The sequence below is a fragment of the Citrobacter sp. Cpo069 genome (assembly GCF_030332785.1).
GTDB lineage: Bacteria > Pseudomonadota > Gammaproteobacteria > Enterobacterales > Enterobacteriaceae > Citrobacter > Citrobacter portucalensis.
Genome location: NZ_JAOWHD010000030.1, coordinates 82,749 through 100,288 on the forward strand (window position 1 = coordinate 82,749; position 17,540 = coordinate 100,288).

The 17,540-nt window shown below is 51.8% G+C and carries 19 protein-coding genes; 8 read left to right on the plus strand and 11 right to left on the minus strand.

Going from position 1 to position 17,540, the window contains the following annotated elements:
• Nucleotides 1–21: 21 nt before the first annotated feature.
• On the plus strand, nucleotides 22–528 hold the full coding sequence (locus tag OGY08_RS01375; RefSeq protein WP_032945569.1) for a YgjV family protein: 507 nt from the start codon (nucleotides 22–24) through the stop codon (nucleotides 526–528).
• On the opposite strand, the gene fdhD is transcribed toward OGY08_RS01375, so the two are convergent.
• Nucleotides 495–1,331, minus strand: a complete 837-nt coding sequence (fdhD, locus tag OGY08_RS01380; protein WP_071692610.1) for a formate dehydrogenase accessory sulfurtransferase FdhD — start codon at nucleotides 1,329–1,331, stop codon at nucleotides 495–497. The genes OGY08_RS01375 and fdhD overlap by 34 nt on opposite strands.
• A 194-nt stretch (nucleotides 1,332–1,525) precedes the next feature.
• On the opposite strand from fdhD, the gene fdnG reads away from it, so the two are divergent.
• From fdnG to fdhE, 4 genes are read left to right on the plus strand one after another with little or no spacing between them, the layout of a single operon-like run.
• Nucleotides 1,526–4,576 (plus strand): formate dehydrogenase-N subunit alpha, encoded by a 3,051-nt coding sequence (gene fdnG, locus OGY08_RS01385; protein ID WP_100247862.1) that lies wholly within the window; start codon nucleotides 1,526–1,528, stop codon nucleotides 4,574–4,576.
• A 12-nt stretch (nucleotides 4,577–4,588) separates the two neighbouring features.
• Nucleotides 4,589–5,491, plus strand: coding sequence for a formate dehydrogenase O subunit beta (fdoH, locus tag OGY08_RS01390; protein WP_003825273.1), 903 nt, complete (start codon nucleotides 4,589–4,591; stop codon nucleotides 5,489–5,491).
• Nucleotides 5,488–6,123, plus strand: a complete 636-nt coding sequence (gene fdoI, locus OGY08_RS01395; RefSeq protein WP_003028686.1) for a formate dehydrogenase cytochrome b556 subunit — start codon at nucleotides 5,488–5,490, stop codon at nucleotides 6,121–6,123. Before fdoH ends, fdoI begins: the two co-directional genes overlap by 4 nt.
• Nucleotides 6,120–7,049: a formate dehydrogenase accessory protein FdhE gene (gene fdhE / locus OGY08_RS01400; protein ID WP_125363052.1), complete on the plus strand. Its 930-nt coding sequence runs from the start codon at nucleotides 6,120–6,122 to the stop codon at nucleotides 7,047–7,049. Before fdoI ends, fdhE begins: the two co-directional genes overlap by 4 nt.
• Before the next feature lie 43 nt (nucleotides 7,050–7,092).
• Here the strand turns inward: fdhE and nadS are convergent, their stop codons facing one another.
• Nucleotides 7,093–7,380 (minus strand): NadS family protein, encoded by a 288-nt coding sequence (gene nadS, locus OGY08_RS01405; protein ID WP_048215199.1) that lies wholly within the window; start codon nucleotides 7,378–7,380, stop codon nucleotides 7,093–7,095.
• Nucleotides 7,381–7,692, minus strand: coding sequence for a hypothetical protein (locus OGY08_RS01410; RefSeq protein WP_060683044.1), 312 nt, complete (start codon nucleotides 7,690–7,692; stop codon nucleotides 7,381–7,383).
• 220 nt (nucleotides 7,693–7,912) lie between these two features.
• Between OGY08_RS01410 and OGY08_RS01415 the strand changes: the two genes are divergently transcribed.
• The 3 genes from OGY08_RS01415 to OGY08_RS01425 all read left to right on the plus strand — a co-directional run bounded on the left by OGY08_RS01415 (nucleotide 7,913) and on the right by OGY08_RS01425 (nucleotide 9,681).
• Nucleotides 7,913–8,842: an alpha/beta hydrolase gene (locus OGY08_RS01415; protein ID WP_125363053.1), complete on the plus strand. Its 930-nt coding sequence runs from the start codon at nucleotides 7,913–7,915 to the stop codon at nucleotides 8,840–8,842.
• 84 nt (nucleotides 8,843–8,926) lie between these two features.
• Nucleotides 8,927–9,238 carry a type II toxin-antitoxin system HigB family toxin gene (locus tag OGY08_RS01420; RefSeq protein WP_048215202.1) on the plus strand — a complete coding sequence of 104 codons (312 nt, stop codon included), beginning with the start codon at nucleotides 8,927–8,929 and terminating at the stop codon, nucleotides 9,236–9,238.
• Nucleotides 9,235–9,681 (plus strand): helix-turn-helix domain-containing protein, encoded by a 447-nt coding sequence (locus OGY08_RS01425; protein WP_125363054.1) that lies wholly within the window; start codon nucleotides 9,235–9,237, stop codon nucleotides 9,679–9,681. The genes OGY08_RS01420 and OGY08_RS01425 overlap by 4 nt, the downstream gene beginning before the upstream one ends.
• Before the next feature lie 17 nt (nucleotides 9,682–9,698).
• Here the strand turns inward: OGY08_RS01425 and fabY are convergent, their stop codons facing one another.
• From fabY to OGY08_RS01465, 8 genes are all read right to left on the minus strand, one after another.
• A complete protein-coding gene (gene fabY, locus OGY08_RS01430; protein WP_003825286.1) occupies nucleotides 9,699–10,640 on the minus strand; it encodes a fatty acid biosynthesis protein FabY in 942 nt (313 codons plus the stop codon).
• Nucleotides 10,641–10,684: 44 nt separating this feature from the next.
• Nucleotides 10,685–11,122, minus strand: a complete 438-nt coding sequence (dtd, locus tag OGY08_RS01435) for a D-aminoacyl-tRNA deacylase (RefSeq protein WP_003825289.1) — start codon at nucleotides 11,120–11,122, stop codon at nucleotides 10,685–10,687.
• Nucleotides 11,119–11,991 carry a virulence factor BrkB family protein gene (locus OGY08_RS01440; RefSeq protein WP_008786998.1) on the minus strand — a complete coding sequence of 291 codons (873 nt, stop codon included), beginning with the start codon at nucleotides 11,989–11,991 and terminating at the stop codon, nucleotides 11,119–11,121. The genes dtd and OGY08_RS01440 overlap by 4 nt, the downstream gene beginning before the upstream one ends.
• The gene (gene yihX / locus OGY08_RS01445) at nucleotides 11,985–12,584 is read right to left on the minus strand and encodes a glucose-1-phosphatase (protein ID WP_008786997.1); all 600 of its coding nucleotides are present in this window, start codon (nucleotides 12,582–12,584) and stop codon (nucleotides 11,985–11,987) included. Before yihX ends, OGY08_RS01440 begins: the two co-directional genes overlap by 7 nt.
• A gap of 90 nt (nucleotides 12,585–12,674) precedes the next feature.
• Nucleotides 12,675–13,565, minus strand: coding sequence for an aldose epimerase family protein (locus tag OGY08_RS01450; RefSeq protein ID WP_111466284.1), 891 nt, complete (start codon nucleotides 13,563–13,565; stop codon nucleotides 12,675–12,677).
• A gap of 30 nt (nucleotides 13,566–13,595) precedes the next feature.
• On the minus strand, nucleotides 13,596–14,921 hold the full coding sequence (locus OGY08_RS01455) for an MFS transporter (protein ID WP_020996120.1): 1,326 nt from the start codon (nucleotides 14,919–14,921) through the stop codon (nucleotides 13,596–13,598).
• A gap of 104 nt (nucleotides 14,922–15,025) precedes the next feature.
• The gene (locus OGY08_RS01460) at nucleotides 15,026–16,459 is read right to left on the minus strand and encodes an MFS transporter (RefSeq protein ID WP_008786994.1); all 1,434 of its coding nucleotides are present in this window, start codon (nucleotides 16,457–16,459) and stop codon (nucleotides 15,026–15,028) included.
• Nucleotides 16,460–16,528: 69 nt separating this feature from the next.
• Nucleotides 16,529–17,539: a zinc-dependent alcohol dehydrogenase gene (locus OGY08_RS01465; protein WP_008786993.1), complete on the minus strand. Its 1,011-nt coding sequence runs from the start codon at nucleotides 17,537–17,539 to the stop codon at nucleotides 16,529–16,531.
• Nucleotide 17,540 lies beyond the last annotated feature (1 nt).

Sequence of the window (17,540 nt, forward strand, 5' to 3'; positions counted from 1 at the left end):
CTTTAATAGATGGCGACCACAATGAACGCATTTCTTCTTTCTCAGATGCTGGCTGGCATCAGCTTCTTACTGGATATTTCCGCTTTTCATTTTCAACGCCGGGCTATCACTTTAACGCTGCTCACCAGTTCTACGTCTCTGTTAGCTATCCATTTCTATCTTTTGGATCAACACGCTGCGGCTGGGTTAATGATCATTGCCGCATGCCGCTACGCGACAGCCATCGTCACCTTTCACCGCTGGGTGATGTGGGGATTTATGCTGGGGTCGCTGCTGTGTAGCATTTATCTTTGGCAAAATCTGTCGAGTATTTTGCCGCTGATGGGAAGCCTGCTGATGACCTTTGCGTCATTTCAAAAACGCAGCGGAAAATTACGGGGATACACCTTGTGCGGCAGCCTGTGTTGGCTGCTGAACAATGTGATTGTTGGCTCGCCAGTTGCCGTAATCATGGAACTGGCATTTTCCGGCAGTATTCTGGCCGCCTGGTGGCGTCACAGCGCGACCAGACGTTGCGGATGCGTATAGATCGTCGCCCTGCCCGGTTTGCAAAAACCCACCAGCGTCAGGTTACAACGTTCGGCAACTTCCACGGCGAGCGTTGTCGCCGCAGAAACAGCAAACAGGATCTCCACACCGCACATCGCCGATTTCTGCACCATCTCATAACTGGCACGGCTGGAGACTAATACCGCGCCCTGTTGCCAGGTTTCCCCTTCGATTGCACGTCGTCCCAGCAGTTTATCCAACGCAACATGACGTCCAACATCTTCATGCCCGCCCGCCAGATGACCTGACGGCTGTACCCAGGCAGCCGCGTGCGTGCAGCCTGTCAGTTGCCCCACGGGTTGAAAATCGTTGAGATGTCGTAAAGCGTTATCAAGATTCGCCAGATCGAATGTCTGGGTAAACGGCAGCGGCTGGACCGGCTTGCCAATGTCATTGAGCTGCTCCACGCCACAAACGCCGCAACCGGTGCGACCGGCCAGCGCGCGACGACGCTCCTTCAGCCCCATAAAGCGACGGCTGGACAGTTCAACCTGCACTTCCAATCCGTTGCAGGAAGGCACTACGTCCATTCCGTAGATATCCTGCGGGGACTCAATAATGCCTTCAGAAAGTGAAAAACCCACCGCGAAGTGCTCAAGATCTTTCGGTGATGCCATCATCACCACGTGCGAAATCCCGTTGTATACCAGCGCAACAGGCACTTCTTCAGCTACCTCATCAGGCTGAGGATGTTGCAAATCCTCGCGCTTCCAGAGGGTCAACTGGCGCGATCCTGTCGAAGATGTCACATTCTTGATGTTTTCTTGAATAATCTTATTCACTTTCTTTTAACCATATTGGAACACGCATACCAACATTGTGGTATTCTTTACAAATCCCTCCTGGACGGAGGGAAATTCACCCAATTCTGGACCTTTGCGGTCCCGTCCGCAAAGAAAAATAACAACCACTTCCCTCGCGTTCGCGTTACAGAAAAGCGAAGGGAACGTGACAATGTCGAAACAAGGAGCGAACCATGCAGGTCAGCAGAAGGCAGTTCTTTAAGATCTGCGCTGGCGGTATGGCAGGCACCACGGCAGCGGCACTGGGTTTTGCACCCGGCGTAGCGCTCGCGGAAACACGGCAATATAAACTGCTGCGCACCCGCGAAACCCGTAACACCTGCACTTACTGTTCCGTTGGCTGTGGACTGTTAATGTACAGCCTCGGTGACGGCGCAAAAAACGCCAAAGCATCCATCTTCCATATCGAAGGGGACCCGGATCACCCGGTGAACCGTGGCGCGCTGTGCCCGAAAGGGGCAGGACTTGTGGACTTCATCCACTCCGAAAGCCGCCTGAAATTCCCGGAATATCGCGCACCAGGCTCAGATAAGTGGCAACAGATTAGCTGGGATGAGGCATTTGACCGCATCGCTAAGCTGATGAAAGAAGACCGCGACGCTAACTACGTTGCACAAAACGCTGAAGGCGTAACCGTTAACCGCTGGCTTTCCACCGGAATGCTGTGTGCTTCCGCTTCCAGTAACGAAACCGGCTATTTAACGCAAAAATTCTCCCGCGCGCTCGGTATGCTCGCGGTCGACAACCAGGCACGCGTCTGACACGGACCAACGGTAGCAAGTCTTGCTCCAACATTTGGTCGCGGTGCGATGACCAACCACTGGGTCGACATTAAAAACGCCAACCTCGTCGTGGTGATGGGCGGTAACGCCGCTGAAGCTCACCCGGTCGGATTCCGCTGGGCGATGGAAGCCAAAATTCACAACGGCGCGAAGCTGATTGTTATCGATCCACGCTTTACGCGAACCGCTGCGGTGGCTGATTTCTATGCGCCAATTCGTTCCGGTACTGACATTGCTTTCCTGTCAGGCGTTTTGCTGTACCTGCTGAACAACGAAAAATTCAACCGCGAATACACTGAGGCCTATACCAACGCCAGCCTGATCGTGCGTGAGGATTACGGTTTCGAAGATGGCCTGTTCACCGGCTACGACGCGGACAAACGCAAGTATGACAAAACCAGTTGGAACTACGAGCTGGATGAAAAAGGCTTCGCCAAACGCGACGTCACCCTGCAACATCCGCGCTGCGTATGGAACCTGCTGAAACAGCACGTCTCCCGCTACACGCCGGACGTCGTAGAAAACATCTGCGGTACACCAAAGGCCGACTTCCTGAAGGTCTGTGAGTACATCGCAGAAACCAGCGCCAAAGATAAAACCGCGTCGTTCCTGTACGCCCTGGGCTGGACACAACACTCCGTGGGTGCGCAGAACATCCGTACCATGGCGATGATCCAGTTGCTGCTTGGCAACATGGGGATGGCAGGCGGCGGTGTTAACGCCCTGCGCGGTCACTCCAACATTCAGGGCCTGACCGACTTAGGCCTGCTGTCACAAAGCCTGCCAGGCTATATGACGCTGCCAAGCGAGAAACAAACTGACCTGCAAACCTACCTTGCAGCCAACACGCCAAAACCGTTGCTGGAAGGTCAGGTGAACTACTGGGGCAACTACCCGAAATTCTTCGTTTCGATGATGAAAGCCTTCTTTGGCGATAAAGCGACAGCGGAAAACAGCTGGGGCTTCGACTGGCTGCCGAAGTGGGATAAAGGGTACGACGTCCTGCAGTACTTCGAGATGATGAACCAGGGCAAAGTGAATGGCTATATCTGCCAGGGCTTTAACCCGGTCGCGTCATTCCCGAACAAAAACAAAGTTGTGGCTTCACTGTCCAAACTGAAGTTCCTGGTCACTATCGACCCGCTCAACACCGAGACCTCCACCTTCTGGCAGAACCACGGTGAGTCAAACGATGTTGATCCGTCGAAAATCCAGACCGAGGTATTCCGTCTGCCGTCCACCTGCTTCGCTGAAGAGAACGGTTCTATCGTTAACTCCGGTCGCTGGCTGCAGTGGCACTGGAAAGGCGCGGATGCCCCGGGGATTGCCGTTACCGATGGCGAAATCCTCGCCGGTATCTTCCTGCGTCTGCGCAAGATGTATGCCGAGCAAGGTGGCGCGAACCCGGAACAGGTGCTGAGCATGACCTGGAACTACTCCACCCCGCACGAACCAGCTTCGGAAGAAGTGGCGATGGAGAGCAACGGTAAAGCGCTGGCCGACATTACCGACCCGGCAACCGGTGCGGTTATCGTCAAGAAAGGCCAACAGCTTAGCTCGTTCGCCCAACTGCGTGACGATGGCACGACCTCCAGCGGCTGCTGGATTTTTGCCGGTAGCTGGACGCCGGAAGGCAACCAGATGGCACGTCGCGATAACGCCGACCCGTCAGGCCTTGGTAATACGCTGGGCTGGGCCTGGGCATGGCCGCTTAACCGACGCATTCTGTATAACCGCGCCTCCGCTGATCCGCAGGGGAATCCGTGGGATCCAAAACGTCAGATCCTGAAATGGGATGGGGCGAAGTGGAGCGGGATGGATATTCCGGACTACAGTGCCGCCGCACCTGGCAGCAACGTAGGGCCGTTCATCATGCAGCCGGAAGGGATGGGACGCCTGTTTGCTATCGATAAGATGGCGGAAGGTCCGTTCCCGGAACACTACGAGCCGTTTGAAACACCGCTGGGGACTAACCCGCTGCACCCGAACGTTATCTCTAACCCTGCCGCACGCATCTTTAAAGGTGACGAAGAAGCACTGGGTAAAGCAGATAAGTTCCCGTACGTCGGTACAACCTACCGTCTGACCGAGCACTTCCACTACTGGACCAAGCATGCGCTGCTGAATGCCATCGCTCAGCCGGAACAGTTTGTGGAAATTGGCGAGAAGCTGGCGAATAAGCTCGGTATCTCCCACGGCGATACCGTCAAAGTCTCCTCTAATCGCGGCTACATTAAGGCCAAGGCGGTGGTGACCAAACGTATTCGCACGCTGAAGGCTAACGGTAAGGATATCGACACAATCGGTATTCCGATTCACTGGGGCTACGAAGGTGTGGCGAAAAAAGGCTTTATCGCTAACACGTTAACGCCATTCGTCGGTGATGCGAACACGCAGACGCCGGAATTTAAGTCCTTCCTCGTGAACGTGGAAAAGGTGTAACGGAGACGACCTATGGCTTATCAATCGCAAGACATCATTCGTCGTTCCGCCACTAACGGTTTCACCCCCGCGCCTCAGGCGCGGGACCATCAGGAAGAAGTGGCGAAGCTTATCGACGTCACCACCTGTATCGGCTGTAAAGCGTGTCAGGTGGCGTGTTCTGAATGGAACGACATCCGTGATGAAGTGGGCAACAACGTTGGGGTGTACGACAACCCGGCTGATTTGACCGCCAAATCCTGGACGGTGATGCGCTTCTCGGAAGTGGAACAAAACGACAAACTGGAATGGCTTATCCGCAAGGATGGCTGTATGCACTGCGCCGATCCGGGCTGCCTGAAGGCGTGTCCGGCTGAAGGCGCAATCATTCAGTATGCCAACGGTATCGTCGACTTCCAGTCTGAGCAGTGCATCGGCTGTGGCTACTGCATCGCGGGCTGCCCGTTCGACGTGCCGCGCCTCAATCCGGAAGACAACCGCGTCTACAAATGTACGCTGTGCGTTGACCGTGTTGTGGTCGGGCAAGAACCGGCCTGCGTGAAAACCTGTCCAACCGGCGCCATTCATTTCGGCACCAAAGAGTCGATGAAAACCCTGGCAGGCGAGCGCGTGGCGGAGCTGAAAACGCGTGGTTACGAAAACGCGGGTCTGTACGATCCGGCGGGTGTTGGCGGTACGCACGTAATGTACGTATTGCACCATGCGGACAAACCGAATCTGTATCACGGCCTGCCGGAGAACCCGGAGATCAGCGCAACCGTTAAGTTCTGGAAAGGCATCTGGAAACCCCTCGCAGCCGTCGGCTTTGCAGCGACATTTGCGGCCAGCATCTTCCACTACGTCGGCGTAGGCCCGAACCGTGCGGAAGAAGAAGAAGACAATCTGCATGAAAAAGACGACGAGGTGCGCAAATGAAACGACGTGACACCATCGTGCGCTACACGGCGCCGGAACGCATCAACCACTGGATCACCGCCTTCTGCTTCATTCTGGCGGCGGTGAGCGGGATGGGCTTTCTCTTCCCGTCTTTTAACTGGCTGATGCACATCATGGGCACTCCACAACTGGCGCGAATTGTGCACCCGTTTGTCGGCGTGATCATGTTTGCCTCGTTTATCATCATGTTTTTCCGTTACTGGCACCACAATCTAATCAATCGGGATGATATCTTTTGGGCGAAGAATATTCGTAAGATTGTCGTCAACGAGGAAGTAGGTGACACGGGACGTTATAACTTCGGCCAGAAATGCGTATTCTGGGCGGCGATTATCTTCCTGGTCCTGTTGCTGGTGAGCGGAGTGGTCATCTGGCGTCCGTATTTTGCGCCTGCTTTCTCAATCCCGGTGATCCGATTCGCGTTAATGCTGCATTCATTTGCCGCAGTAGCGTTAATTGTGGTTATCATGGTGCACATTTACGCCGCCCTTTGGGTGAAAGGCACCATTACCGCGATGGTGGAAGGATGGGTTACCAGTTCATGGGCGAAGAAACATCACCCACGCTGGTACCGTGAAGTCCGCCAGAAACAGGAAAAGTCATCTGAATGAGTATTCGCATAATCCCGCAAGATGAGCTGGAGAAGAGCGAGAAACGCACGGCGGATATGATTCCGCCGTTATTATTCCCCAGACTCAAAAATTTGTATAACCGCCGCGCTGAGCGCCTGCGCGAGCTGGCCGAGAACAACCCGCTGGGCGATTATCTGCGCTTTGCCGCGCTGATTGCCCACGCGCAGGAAGTGGTGTTGTACGACCATCCGCTGCAGATGGATCTGACCGCTCACATCAAAGAAGCGAACGATCAGGGCAAACCGCCGCTGGATATCCACGTCCTGCCGCGCGACAAGCACTGGCAAAAACTGCTGCAGTCGTTAATTGCTGAGCTGAAACCAGAAATGAGCGGCCCTGCGCTTGCCGTGATCGAAAATCTGGAAAAAGCCTCAGAGCAGGAACTGGAGCTGATGGCCAGCGCGCTGTTTGCCTCTGATTTCGCCTCCGTCAGCAGCGATAAAGCGCCGTTCATTTGGGCTGCCCTGTCGCTCTACTGGGCGCAGATGGCAAGCCTGATCCCCGGCAAAGCCCGTGCGGAATACGGTGAACAGCGTCAGTACTGCCCGGTGTGTGGTTCAATGCCGGTCTCCAGCATGGTGCAAATCGGTACCACTCAGGGGCTGCGTTATCTGCACTGCAACCTGTGTGAAACCGAGTGGCACGTGGTGCGCGTGAAATGCAGCAACTGCGAGCAAAGCCGTGATTTGAACTACTGGTCGCTGGATAACGAACAGGCGGCAATTAAAGCTGAAAGCTGCGGCGACTGTGGGACTTATCTGAAGATTCTCTATCAGGAAAAGGACCCTAAAGTTGAAGCCGTGGCTGACGATCTCGCTTCACTGATGCTGGACGCGCACATGGAGCAAGAGGGCTTTGCCCGCAGCTCTATCAACCCGTTCCTGTTCCCAGGTGAAGGGGAGTAAGTTTTAAGATCTTCCCCCGGCAATTGAACCAAACTGCCGGGGATTATCTTAGTGCCTGAATGACATGTTTTGGATCATTGGCAATAGCACGTAACAACGCTTTTGCTGGACCGGTCGGTGAACGACGCCCTTGCTCCCAATTTCGCAACGTATCCACGCTTACCGATATCAAATCTGCGAAACGACTCTGTGATAATCCTGAAGACTGGCGAATTTCCTTTATTTTCATGGCGTCAATATGAAAGGTACGGGAAGGTTGTCGCGTTCCTTCAGCGATCTCATTCATCTGAACCATACTTTGAGTTAATCGCTCAAATAGTGCCTTATCCATTTACCACCTCTCATTCAACATACGCAGCAGCACTTTTTCTTGTGGAGTCAGATCATCCTTGATCCCTTTCTGATAAATCAGCAACAATCGAATTTGTGATTTTCTGATTTGATGAAAGTAAATAATCCTCACACCGCTACGTTTGCCTTTCCCTCGCGCTCTCCAGCGAACCTTTCTCAGTCCGCCCGTTTCTTGTATCAGATCGCCACAATCAGGCTGAATCGCAAGGAATATCTGTAATCTACGGTATTCATCATCATCCAGTAATTTTTTGACGTCTTCAGTGAAGATTTCCGTTTCTATGAATAGCATTTTGAGTACGCCATTGGACTATATTAATAGAAATTAACTATACGTCAATGGCGTATAGTACATTTTCCTCACAATACAGAATTCAAACAGCAGAAACCAATGACGGTATTTAATCTGCGAACCGCTTTCCAGAATCATAACCCCCCCCATTTTTCCCATTTTCATTCTTAGTTATCCAGGTTATAAACCTGTATATCCATACAGATAAGGAGATGTGAAAATGGCACTGGAAAGCGGGATTGCACAGCTGGTTGAGGCATTTATCGCGGCGGGACGCCCTTCTTCGCGCGAGCAGAATATTGATGACCGGAGAGCAGGCTACATCGCCAGCACGGTCCTGGCCGGAGACACTGAACCCCGCGTACAGGTTGAAGATATTGAACTCGATGCCATGATGTTTCGCGTAGTTTCGCCGCGGGGCAGCACGGGAAATCTCCCCTGCGTTATCTATTATCACGGCGGCTGCTTTGTCAGCGGCGGATTTACCACACATGATAACCAGCTAAGGCAGCTCGCGTGGTACAGCGGCTGTCGGGTCATTGCGGTGCAGTATCGCCTCGCACCAGAGCACATCTTCCCGGCAGCACATAACGATGCTGAATCGGGGGCCAATATTATCTGGAAGTATGCCAAGAAACTGGGAGTAGACCGGGACAACATTACGCTGGCTGGCGATAGCGCTGGCGGGCATCTGGCGCTGGTCACCGCACTACGCCTGAAAGCTACCAGGCAATGGCAACCTGCGCAGCTTATGCTGATCTACCCGATGCTGGATGCAACCGCCAGCTTTGCGAGCTATGACCATAATGGACAGGATTACATTATCACCCGCGACACACTCCTGTCGGGCTACGAGATGTATATGCCGCAAACCGATCCATTGCATCCCGAAGCCAGCCCGCTCTGGCGTGAAGACTTCAACGGTTTACCGCCCACGCACATCATTACAGCTGAATTCGACCCACTGCGAGATGAGGGTGAGGCCCTGTATCAACGGTTCCAGGAGCAGGGCGTGGATTGCACCTGCCAACGCTATCTCGGTGTTATCCACGGATTTTTCCAGCTAGCAGGGGTGAGTCAAGCGGCACGAAGCGCAATGCGGGATGTTGCCTGGCGCGCCATAAATTCTACAGCAATAAGACATGCTTAATTAATATAGTGTTTTCATCTTGTAAACTTAATTGCGTTGCGTTATTTTGTTTTCAGGTTGAAAACCTTGTAATGGAACTACACCTTGCATGTTATCAGCCGAAAACCTTTTAACGAGGCAATGCTCATGTATCCAAATCATCAGCTTGCTCTCGCTGATTTACTGAATGTTTTGGAGAAAAAAACATTCATTCAGCCTGAAGAGATGAAGCAGTATATTCCTTCACTGGATAATTTTAAGTACAGAGATAAATGGTGGGTGATTGATGTTTCTGGTAACAGCCTAAGACTCATCTCCTACATAGATTTCAGGTCACATAAGATATTTGTCAAACATATCGTTTCCCATGCCGAATATGACAAACTGACAGCATATTATCGGGGTAATAAAGAATGAGAACGCATCGTCATATGGATACAGCCAGCGCAAAAAAGATTGTTGATACCTTCAGCGATGCGGTAAAAACCATCCCACTGTTGGGGGAAGACCGAAATGACACTGAGTATCGCAGGGCACTTGCGCTAGTGGAGTATCTGGTCGACCACGACAATCTTGAAAACCCACTATTTGAATTGCTCTGTGCCCGAATCAGTAAATATGAAAAACATGCGCCGGAATTCAAAGCACTCAACCAACACCTGGAGAAAACACCCTCTGGCGTTTCAGTATTGCGTACGCTCATGGACCAATACAGTCTCAAAGCAGCAGACCTTGCCAACGAACTCGGTTCAAAATCGAACGTCAGCAACATCTTAAATGGTCGCAGAGCACTGACTGTAAGCCATATTAAAGCGCTTGCAGAACGCTTTAATCTTCCGGCAGACGCATTCATCGAGTAGAGAAGATACCCTCTGACTTACTCTTCCTCGTTCCCGCCTTCTTCATATGCGCCAAAAGGTTTTGCGGGTAGCACAATGTAGGTGCCTTCGAACACCACGCCCGGCGTGTCGTCGCCAAATACCCCGACCTGCATCTGAACGCGCGCCTTACGACCTCTTGCCAGACGGTCCAGGTCTCCGCTCAGCGAGCCCAGATCGGCGATAGCGGTAGGTTTCCCGGTGATCGGCCTGCTGTACCGTATATGCGCGTCAGCAAGGATTATCGTCCCGCCGAGATGACGCTCGCGCAGCATCAGCCAGATAAGCCCCCAGCCCGTTAGCGTCGCCAGGGAAAACAAGCTACCGGCAAACAGCGTATGGTGCGGGTTCTGATTGCCCGTCTCGGGCATCGTGGTGATAAACTTCTGCCCGGTATACTGCTGAATGCGCACACCCATTTTCTCACTCAATGGAATATGTTCGTACCAGGCTTGCTGTAGTTGTCCGCACCAGTCCCCGCGATGGAGAATGTCGTCCAGCGTCGCAATGGGTTTAATCATCAAAAAGTGACGCACCGGCGTGGTTTGCGGCGTAGTGATTTCTCCCTGGCTCACAAACCCCAGTTTGGCAAAAAATTCGACCGCATCTTCACGGGCGCTACAGGTTACGCGCTTTACCCCTTCCTGACGCGCCACAGACTCCAGGGTCATCGCCATCAGCGTGCCCAACCCTTTCTCCTGCACGGAGGGGTCAACGGCCATAAAGCGTATGGAGGCTTCGTTATCCGCATTGATGTACAGACGTCCTACCGCGACCAGATTCCCCTCTTCGTCCACCACCATCTGGTGATGCGCCATCGCATCCCAGGCATCCCGTTCGGAGCCTTTAGGCTGGTGCAAAGGTTTACGCAGCATCTCCCAGCGAAACTGGTAGTAACGCTCCAATTCTTCTTCTGTTTGCGGTACTCGAAGGTGATACATCGTCGTATTCTCTCTTGTTGTCCGCGGCCACACCGGTAGCTGGTTCATACTTGTAACCAGAACGTCACGGGGCCATCATTAACCAGTGAAACCTGCATATCCGCAGCGAATCGACCGGTTTGCGTATTCATTTCCTGTTGGCGGCAACGCTCAACAAAGTACTCATACAGCGCCTCTGCACGATCGGGCGCAGCCCCTTTTGAAAATCCTGGGCGCATGCCGCGTTCGGTATCTGCCGCCAGCGTGAACTGTGAAACCACCAGCACGCTGCCCCCTGACTGCTGCACGTTAAGGTTCATTTTGCCTTCGGCATCGCTAAAGATTCGATAGCCGAGTACGCGCTCGCACAGGCGGTTCGCTTTCTGTTCGTCATCATCCCTTTCGACACCTAACAGAACCAAAAGTCCTGGGCCAATTTCACCCGTCACCTCGCCCTCCACGGTGACGCTGGCACGGGTTACGCGCTGAATTAATGCAATCATGGTTGCTCTGCTTCTTCTTGTTCTGCGGCTTGTTTAAGTTTGCGGTATTCCCCGAGAGTGACAGTTATTTCCGCGCCTAGCAAGACGATACACCAGGTCCAGTATACCCAGACGAATAAAATGGGGATCACAGCCAGGACACCGTAAATGAGCTGATAAGACGGGAACATCGTGATATAGAGCGCAAATCCTTTCTTTCCGGTTTCGAACAACACAGCGGCCACAAAGGCGCCAATAACCGCATCACGGTTAGGTACACGTGTAGTCGGTACGATGCTGTAAAGCAGCCAGAAAGAGAGCCAGGAAAGCACCAGCGGGAAAATACGCAGGACGTTATCGATCACCGTGTTGAGGTCGCTGGCCCAGCGCAATGACAACAGATAAGAGCTGATCGCCAGACTGGCCCCCGCCAGCAGTGGCCCCAGCGTTAAAATCATCCAGTAAACGGCGAAAGAGTAAACTTTAGGCCGAGTACGCTTGCTGCGCCAGATAGTATTCAGCGCGTTATCAATGGAATACATCAGTAATAGCGCTGTCACAATCAGCCCACACGCCCCAACGGCCGTCATTTTGTTCGAGTTGGCAACGAACTGTTCGATATAACGTTGAATGACATCTCCCGTCGCCGGGATAAAGTTTGCGAAAATGAAATGACGTAGCTGGACGCTGACGTCAGAAAACATCGGAAATGCGGCGAAAAGCGCAAAAACTACGGCAATAAGCGGCACTAATGAGAGTAATGAGACATAGGCAAGATTCCCTGCCAGCGTCGTCATGTTGTCCTCATCAATCCGCTGCCATAGTAGCTTCAGCCAGGCCCGAACAGGACGCGTATGGTGCCTGGCTTGTTGCTGAACATTTTTTAGCATAGCAACTTCGCGAAATAGTCCGGAATGGTCGTTTTATCGACAACCTGGATGCTGGTAATCCCTAACCGATTAGCCCCTTCAATATTATCGGCATTGTCGTCGAAAAATACCGCCTCATGCGCAGAAAAACCTTCAGACTGCAGGACATGCTGGTAAATCCGCGCTTCCGGTTTACGCATGCCCAGATCCTGGGAAAGGTAAATATGGTCAGCAGCCTGACGGATTTCGGGGTATTCGTCCGGCCAAAACGTCGTGTGCAGACGGTTAGTATTCGACAAGACGACCACCCGATGCCCCTGCTCACGCAGCTTTTGCATGATGTCGATGACTTCAGGACGCAAGGCAACAAAAACGGCCTGCCAGCCGTGGGAGAACTGCTCATAGCTTAGCGGTAGCGCCATGTCATGACATAGCGCTTCGGCAAAGGCTTCATCCGTTATTTCACCTCGCTCGTGCTGGTGAAAAGCCTCTCCCATGGTGAAACTTTGCTTTAACGAAGCCAGCGGTACACGGCTCAGATCGCTCCAAGTACCTAACACGCGATTGAAGTCGATATCGACAATCACATTACCCAAATCAAAGATATAGAGCATGCCCTTCTCCTTATTCGCCGTGGATGAATAACTGTAGCGGGAAAGGAGAAGTTTGACTATGAGTCCCTGTCGGGATTATTGGCTAAGCCATCAGAATTCCTGTGTAAATTGCCAGCGCGACTCAATCACCAACGGAAGACCTGCACTGACAAACTGCGGTGTCCTATTTATCGCATTTGGCGCCTGAGTAAGCGGATTGACACATGTTGCGTCGGGCTGTTTGTCAAAAACGACCAGGCTTTGCGCACTCGATGTCATCGTCATACTCAGCTTACCTGGCCACTGTAATCTGACATTGAGACCATCATTAAAACCAAAGCAGTCATCCCACGGGCCTGATTGTGGGGGGATTTTATTACCTGTTGGTAACTCATTATTCCCGGCTTCTTCCTGCCAGTCGGCCTTAAAACATACCAGTAATTCATCTTCTTCATTCTGCTGGCCCAGTTGTTTTGCAAACCAAGGGTGCCATCCAGCAGATGCCGGAAAAGTTTCAGACATGGTGTGAATTTCAAGTCGCAGAATTAACGCATCGTCTTCAAGAGTCAACGTCTGCAGGACCTCTCCTTCCCAGGGCCAAGGAGCGCCCAGTGGCATGCGCAGTTTCAAGGTATCCGCTTTATGTTCGACAATTTCCCATGATGAATAACAGGCCATACCATGTAGAGCATGAGGCGGTTTGTTAGCAGGTAATACGTACTGTTTCTCCCCCACGGTCAATGTTGCATCGCCAAGGCGGCCTGCCCAAGGAACCATAGGAAAGCAGCCATACTGAAATGCTTTACGCTGTGGCTCCCATTGACGTAACACTTCAAAACCAAACGCCTGAAGCGAGGTGATTCTGGCACCATCGCGCGGAAAAATTTGCAGACGTAGATGTCCTTTTTCCAGAAAAATAGGTTGGCCGATCGGTCCCGGCCAGGCGGTATCAAAAGCACGTTGTAATGCTTGATAATGCTCAGTATTCAATTCATTGTTCATGTTATTGCTCTCTGATATTTCGGTAAGAAGTTAAATGTTATTAGCGTCATTTTTATTGTCTGAATGTGGCTCGATAAGCCAGACGCAACTGAATGAAAGTATTGAGATAACAAACAGAAACAGTGCTACATACCACGGTTTCCCGCCTCCCAGCGCCAACAAGCTGGAGGCAATGAGCGGGCTTAACCCACCCAGAATTGCTGAGAACTGATAGGCAAAGGAAAGACCCGTATAGCGCACTCGTGTTCCGAACATACGGGTAAATAAGGTGGGCTGTACTGCAAACATCATCGTTGGCCCCAGGTTATAGCCAAGGATCATGCAGCACCAGATGATAAGTGTGCTTTTCGTATCCAGCAGCAGGAAGAATGGGAATGCAAAAAGGATGCAAAAACCAGCGCCAAATAAATACATCTTCCGTTGCCCAACGCGGTCAGAGATCCAACCAATTAATGGACAACACACAATGCCAATTGCTGAGGCGATTAGCATGCCGTTGAGTGGAATATCCCTTGATAATGCCAACTGGCTGGAAATATAGACAATACCAAAGGCATTAATGATGTTCGACGAAACGCTCTCCGCCAGCCTGGCCCCTAGCGCTAACAGAATATTCCGTGGATGCTTACGGAAAAGTTCAATCAACGGTGGTGCTGATTGTTCCTGTGAGACAGCCGTTTTTTGTTTTTTAAAATCCAGTGTTTCTTCAGTATGTAACCGTATAAACATCCCAACAATTAACATGATGGCAGATAGCCAAAAAGGGATACGCCATCCCCAGGCCAGAAACTCTTCCTGAGTCAGGAAGTGATTGCATAATGCAAACACCCCTGTCGCCAGCATTATCCCAACTGAGGCTGCCGTTTGTGGGAGCGAACCTAAAAACCCGCGCTTCGCCTCAGGCGCAGATTCAATAGTCATCAATGCAGCCCCGCCATATTCCCCACCCAGACCGAACCCCTGAACCAGGCGCAGAACCATCAATATAATCGGGGCCCAGATACCAATATCCTGGTATGTTGGAATGAAACCGATTAAAAACGTTGAGGAGCCAACTATCGCTAACGTCCAAATCAACGTTATTTTGCGACCGACTTTATCGCCAAAGTGGCCAAAAACAATGCCTCCAAGCGGACGTGACAGAAAACCCACACCAAAGGTGGCGAATGCGGCGATTAAACCAATAAAAGGATCGCTATCAGGGAAAAACAGGGGAGCAAAGACTAGCCCTGCCGCCGTTCCGAAAATAAAAAAATCGTACCATTCCATCAACGCGCCAGCGAAACTGCCCATGACAACGCGTCTCATGGCTTTGCCGGATAGCTCTTTCCCTGGTACATGTTCTATTTCAGCCATAATTTTCCTCTCCGGGTCGGCGAGAAATCTGCGCAATAAAATCACTAAAAAAGCGGCGGATTTATACGAAAAAGCGCGTCGACATGTTGCGACGCGCTTGCTTGTTATTTATCCAGCTCAGCCAGTACCTCAGCGTCTTCAGCGTCAACGTTTGCACCAAGTGGTTCCCACTTAATCAACACGCATGTCAGGAAGCCGAGAAAAGGAACAATTGCCAGCCAATAGAACGCTTCTGTCTTTAATGCACCCCACAACATAGGCCAGAAAATAAGTCCGGCAATCGCCCCAGTACGCATAATTGCACGAGCAAATCCTACGCCTGTCGGGCGAATAGATGGCGGATAAGAAAGTGTGGCAATGGTCATTCCCAGGCCGCCCGGGCCCGCTGAATGGAAGAAAATGATTGCGCCCAACAAACCTAAAGAAAGCCATGGGTTGGTGGTTGCTAATGCACCTAAAGCCAGTAATGCAACCGTTACGACGGCGAAACCATACATCGACTGAAGGCGAGTTCCCAAACGCTGGAGGATAAGAGAACCAATCAATCCACCTGTAATGCCACACAGGGCATTCACTACCGCAGAACCGCTAAGAGCCCCAGTTAATCCACCGCTCAGTATTCCCGCCAAAGTCAGCGGTAAATAAACACCCACGGCGTTATATTGCCAGGCTTGCATCGTCGCCACAACGCAGCCGAGAATAGTGCGTTTGCGATAACGTGAGTTAAATAAAATCCCATAGCCGCCATGAAACTTACTTTCTGTTTTTTCAGCAGAAAAATCATCGTTTTTTGGTTTGGCAGCAACGCGAGCATGAACACCATAGCGTTTAGCCAGAATATCGCAGGCTTTATCATAACGTCCGACTCGTGCGGCCCACATTGCAGACTCACCGATGAAGAAATAACGCAGAATCATGATAATGACGGCAAAAATAGCACCAATGAAAATACCATAGCGCCATAATTGCTCTTCCGCGATACCCGACAACAACAGTGGAAGCAGCACAAGATAGACAACCGTAGTTGATACATACCAGGCCATTTGCCAGAGATTAACTGACGAACCGGTTTTCTTAGATGTTGAGCCGCGTAGTTCTGCCACCGCATTTGTTGCCAGCGGGAAATCAATACCCAAGCCAAATCCCATGATTACGCGACACACCAGCACCCACCAGATGTTCGGGGCTATCGCGACAGCTGCGGCACCTATTGTGCACAGGCCCATTCCGATGATAAATGCACGCTTTTGACCAAAGCGGTTAATCACACGGTTCGCCAGTAATCCACCAATCAGGGCGGCGACTAAAACAGAGGCGTTAACCGTCGCCGCCAGCCCCGGTGAAATACCAAATTGCAATGCGATATATTTATTACCAAAACCCACCATCGCCGCCTGATAGGCATCAATTAGAATGCCACCAAGAGCGATAAAAATGACGCCGACACTGGTGTTTACTGCTGAATGTTTATTAACAATATCAATCACGTCCTGGGGACGACCGATCGAGTAAGGTGTAGGACTGGTGATGTGACTCATCGCTGCATCCTTTTTCATTGTTGTAGGATGGCGCTACCCTTAAGCAGCGCCAGACAGAGGGTTACAGCATCAAACCTCAGCAAATTGCAGCATGACTTTTATAGAGTCATTTTGCTGCGCACGTTCAAACGCCTTATCCGCATCTTCGACAGGGAAGAGATCGGTCACCAGTTCGCTGGTGTCAAACCGCCCATCCGCAAGCCATTCAATCACGGCATCGAAGTCTTCCGGGATGTACATGCCGGAATTCAACAAATCGCGTTCGAAGCGCTGCATCATCGGAAGAGGAATTTCACGTGGGCCACTCGGTACCCCCATGCACACTACCGTTCCGCCAGCATAAACATGGGTAAATGCATCATTCAGCGTGGCCTGGGCGGCAACAACATCAATTGCCCCCGTAAAACGGACCTGTGCATCCAATTCCCCCGGAGCCCAGACTTCCGTGGCACCTAGTTTTAACGACAACGCGCGCTTGGCGGCATCAGGCTCGATGACGGTGATCTTTCCCGCGCCCATGATGCGCAATGCTTGAACGATGGATAAACCAATTGTCCCTGCACCAATCACTAATACACTTTCCAATGACGCTTTCGGCATACGGCTCACGCAATGACGCGCGCAGGCTGCGGGCTCAGCGAAAGCCAGTGCTTTTAGTGGTAACGAAGCAGGTGCAACATGGCAGTTTCGTGCAGGTACAATGTGCTGCGAGCGGGCAAAACCCGGCGCCCGGAAGCCAGCAACCTGTGGAGGTTCACACAGATTAAAGCGACCCGCTTTACAAGCACGACACTCCATGCAGGCCATAATTGGGTCGACTACGACATGATCGCCCGGCTTAACATTCGTTACTTCACTGCCCACTTCAGTTACGCGTGCCGCAATTTCATGTCCAGGCACAACCGGAGGTTTTGCAAATGGGTGTCCTCCTTTCAGTACATGCAGATCAGAGCCACATATTCCGTAAAACACCGGAGCAATGCGGACTTCTTGCGGTTTAAGTTCCTGGTGCGGCAGCTCAACATATTGGGTGGTCACCTTCCCAATATCAGAAAATAGAACTTGGGTAATCTTATCCATG

What these genes read in the sequence shown, in the direction of transcription:
- OGY08_RS01375 (WP_032945569.1), top strand. Translation starts at nt 22, where the DNA reads ATGAACGCATTTCTTCTTTCTCAGATGCTGGCTGGCATCAGCTTCTTA.
- fdoH (WP_003825273.1), top strand. Translation starts at nt 4,589, where the DNA reads ATGGCTTATCAATCGCAAGACATCATTCGTCGTTCCGCCACTAACGGT.
- fdoI (WP_003028686.1), top strand. Translation starts at nt 5,488, where the DNA reads ATGAAACGACGTGACACCATCGTGCGCTACACGGCGCCGGAACGCATC.
- fdhE (WP_125363052.1), top strand. Translation starts at nt 6,120, where the DNA reads ATGAGTATTCGCATAATCCCGCAAGATGAGCTGGAGAAGAGCGAGAAA.
- nadS (WP_048215199.1), bottom strand. Translation starts at nt 7,380, where the DNA reads ATGGATAAGGCACTATTTGAGCGATTAACTCAAAGTATGGTTCAGATG.
- OGY08_RS01410 (WP_060683044.1), bottom strand. Translation starts at nt 7,692, where the DNA reads ATGCTATTCATAGAAACGGAAATCTTCACTGAAGACGTCAAAAAATTA.
- OGY08_RS01415 (WP_125363053.1), top strand. Translation starts at nt 7,913, where the DNA reads ATGGCACTGGAAAGCGGGATTGCACAGCTGGTTGAGGCATTTATCGCG.
- OGY08_RS01425 (WP_125363054.1), top strand. Translation starts at nt 9,235, where the DNA reads ATGAGAACGCATCGTCATATGGATACAGCCAGCGCAAAAAAGATTGTT.
- fabY (WP_003825286.1), bottom strand. Translation starts at nt 10,640, where the DNA reads ATGTATCACCTTCGAGTACCGCAAACAGAAGAAGAATTGGAGCGTTAC.
- dtd (WP_003825289.1), bottom strand. Translation starts at nt 11,122, where the DNA reads ATGATTGCATTAATTCAGCGCGTAACCCGTGCCAGCGTCACCGTGGAG.
- OGY08_RS01440 (WP_008786998.1), bottom strand. Translation starts at nt 11,991, where the DNA reads ATGCTAAAAAATGTTCAGCAACAAGCCAGGCACCATACGCGTCCTGTT.
- yihX (WP_008786997.1), bottom strand. Translation starts at nt 12,584, where the DNA reads ATGCTCTATATCTTTGATTTGGGTAATGTGATTGTCGATATCGACTTC.
- OGY08_RS01450 (WP_111466284.1), bottom strand. Translation starts at nt 13,565, where the DNA reads ATGAACAATGAATTGAATACTGAGCATTATCAAGCATTACAACGTGCT.
- OGY08_RS01455 (WP_020996120.1), bottom strand. Translation starts at nt 14,921, where the DNA reads ATGGCTGAAATAGAACATGTACCAGGGAAAGAGCTATCCGGCAAAGCC.
- OGY08_RS01460 (WP_008786994.1), bottom strand. Translation starts at nt 16,459, where the DNA reads ATGAGTCACATCACCAGTCCTACACCTTACTCGATCGGTCGTCCCCAG.
- OGY08_RS01465 (WP_008786993.1), bottom strand. Translation starts at nt 17,539, where the DNA reads ATGGATAAGATTACCCAAGTTCTATTTTCTGATATTGGGAAGGTGACC.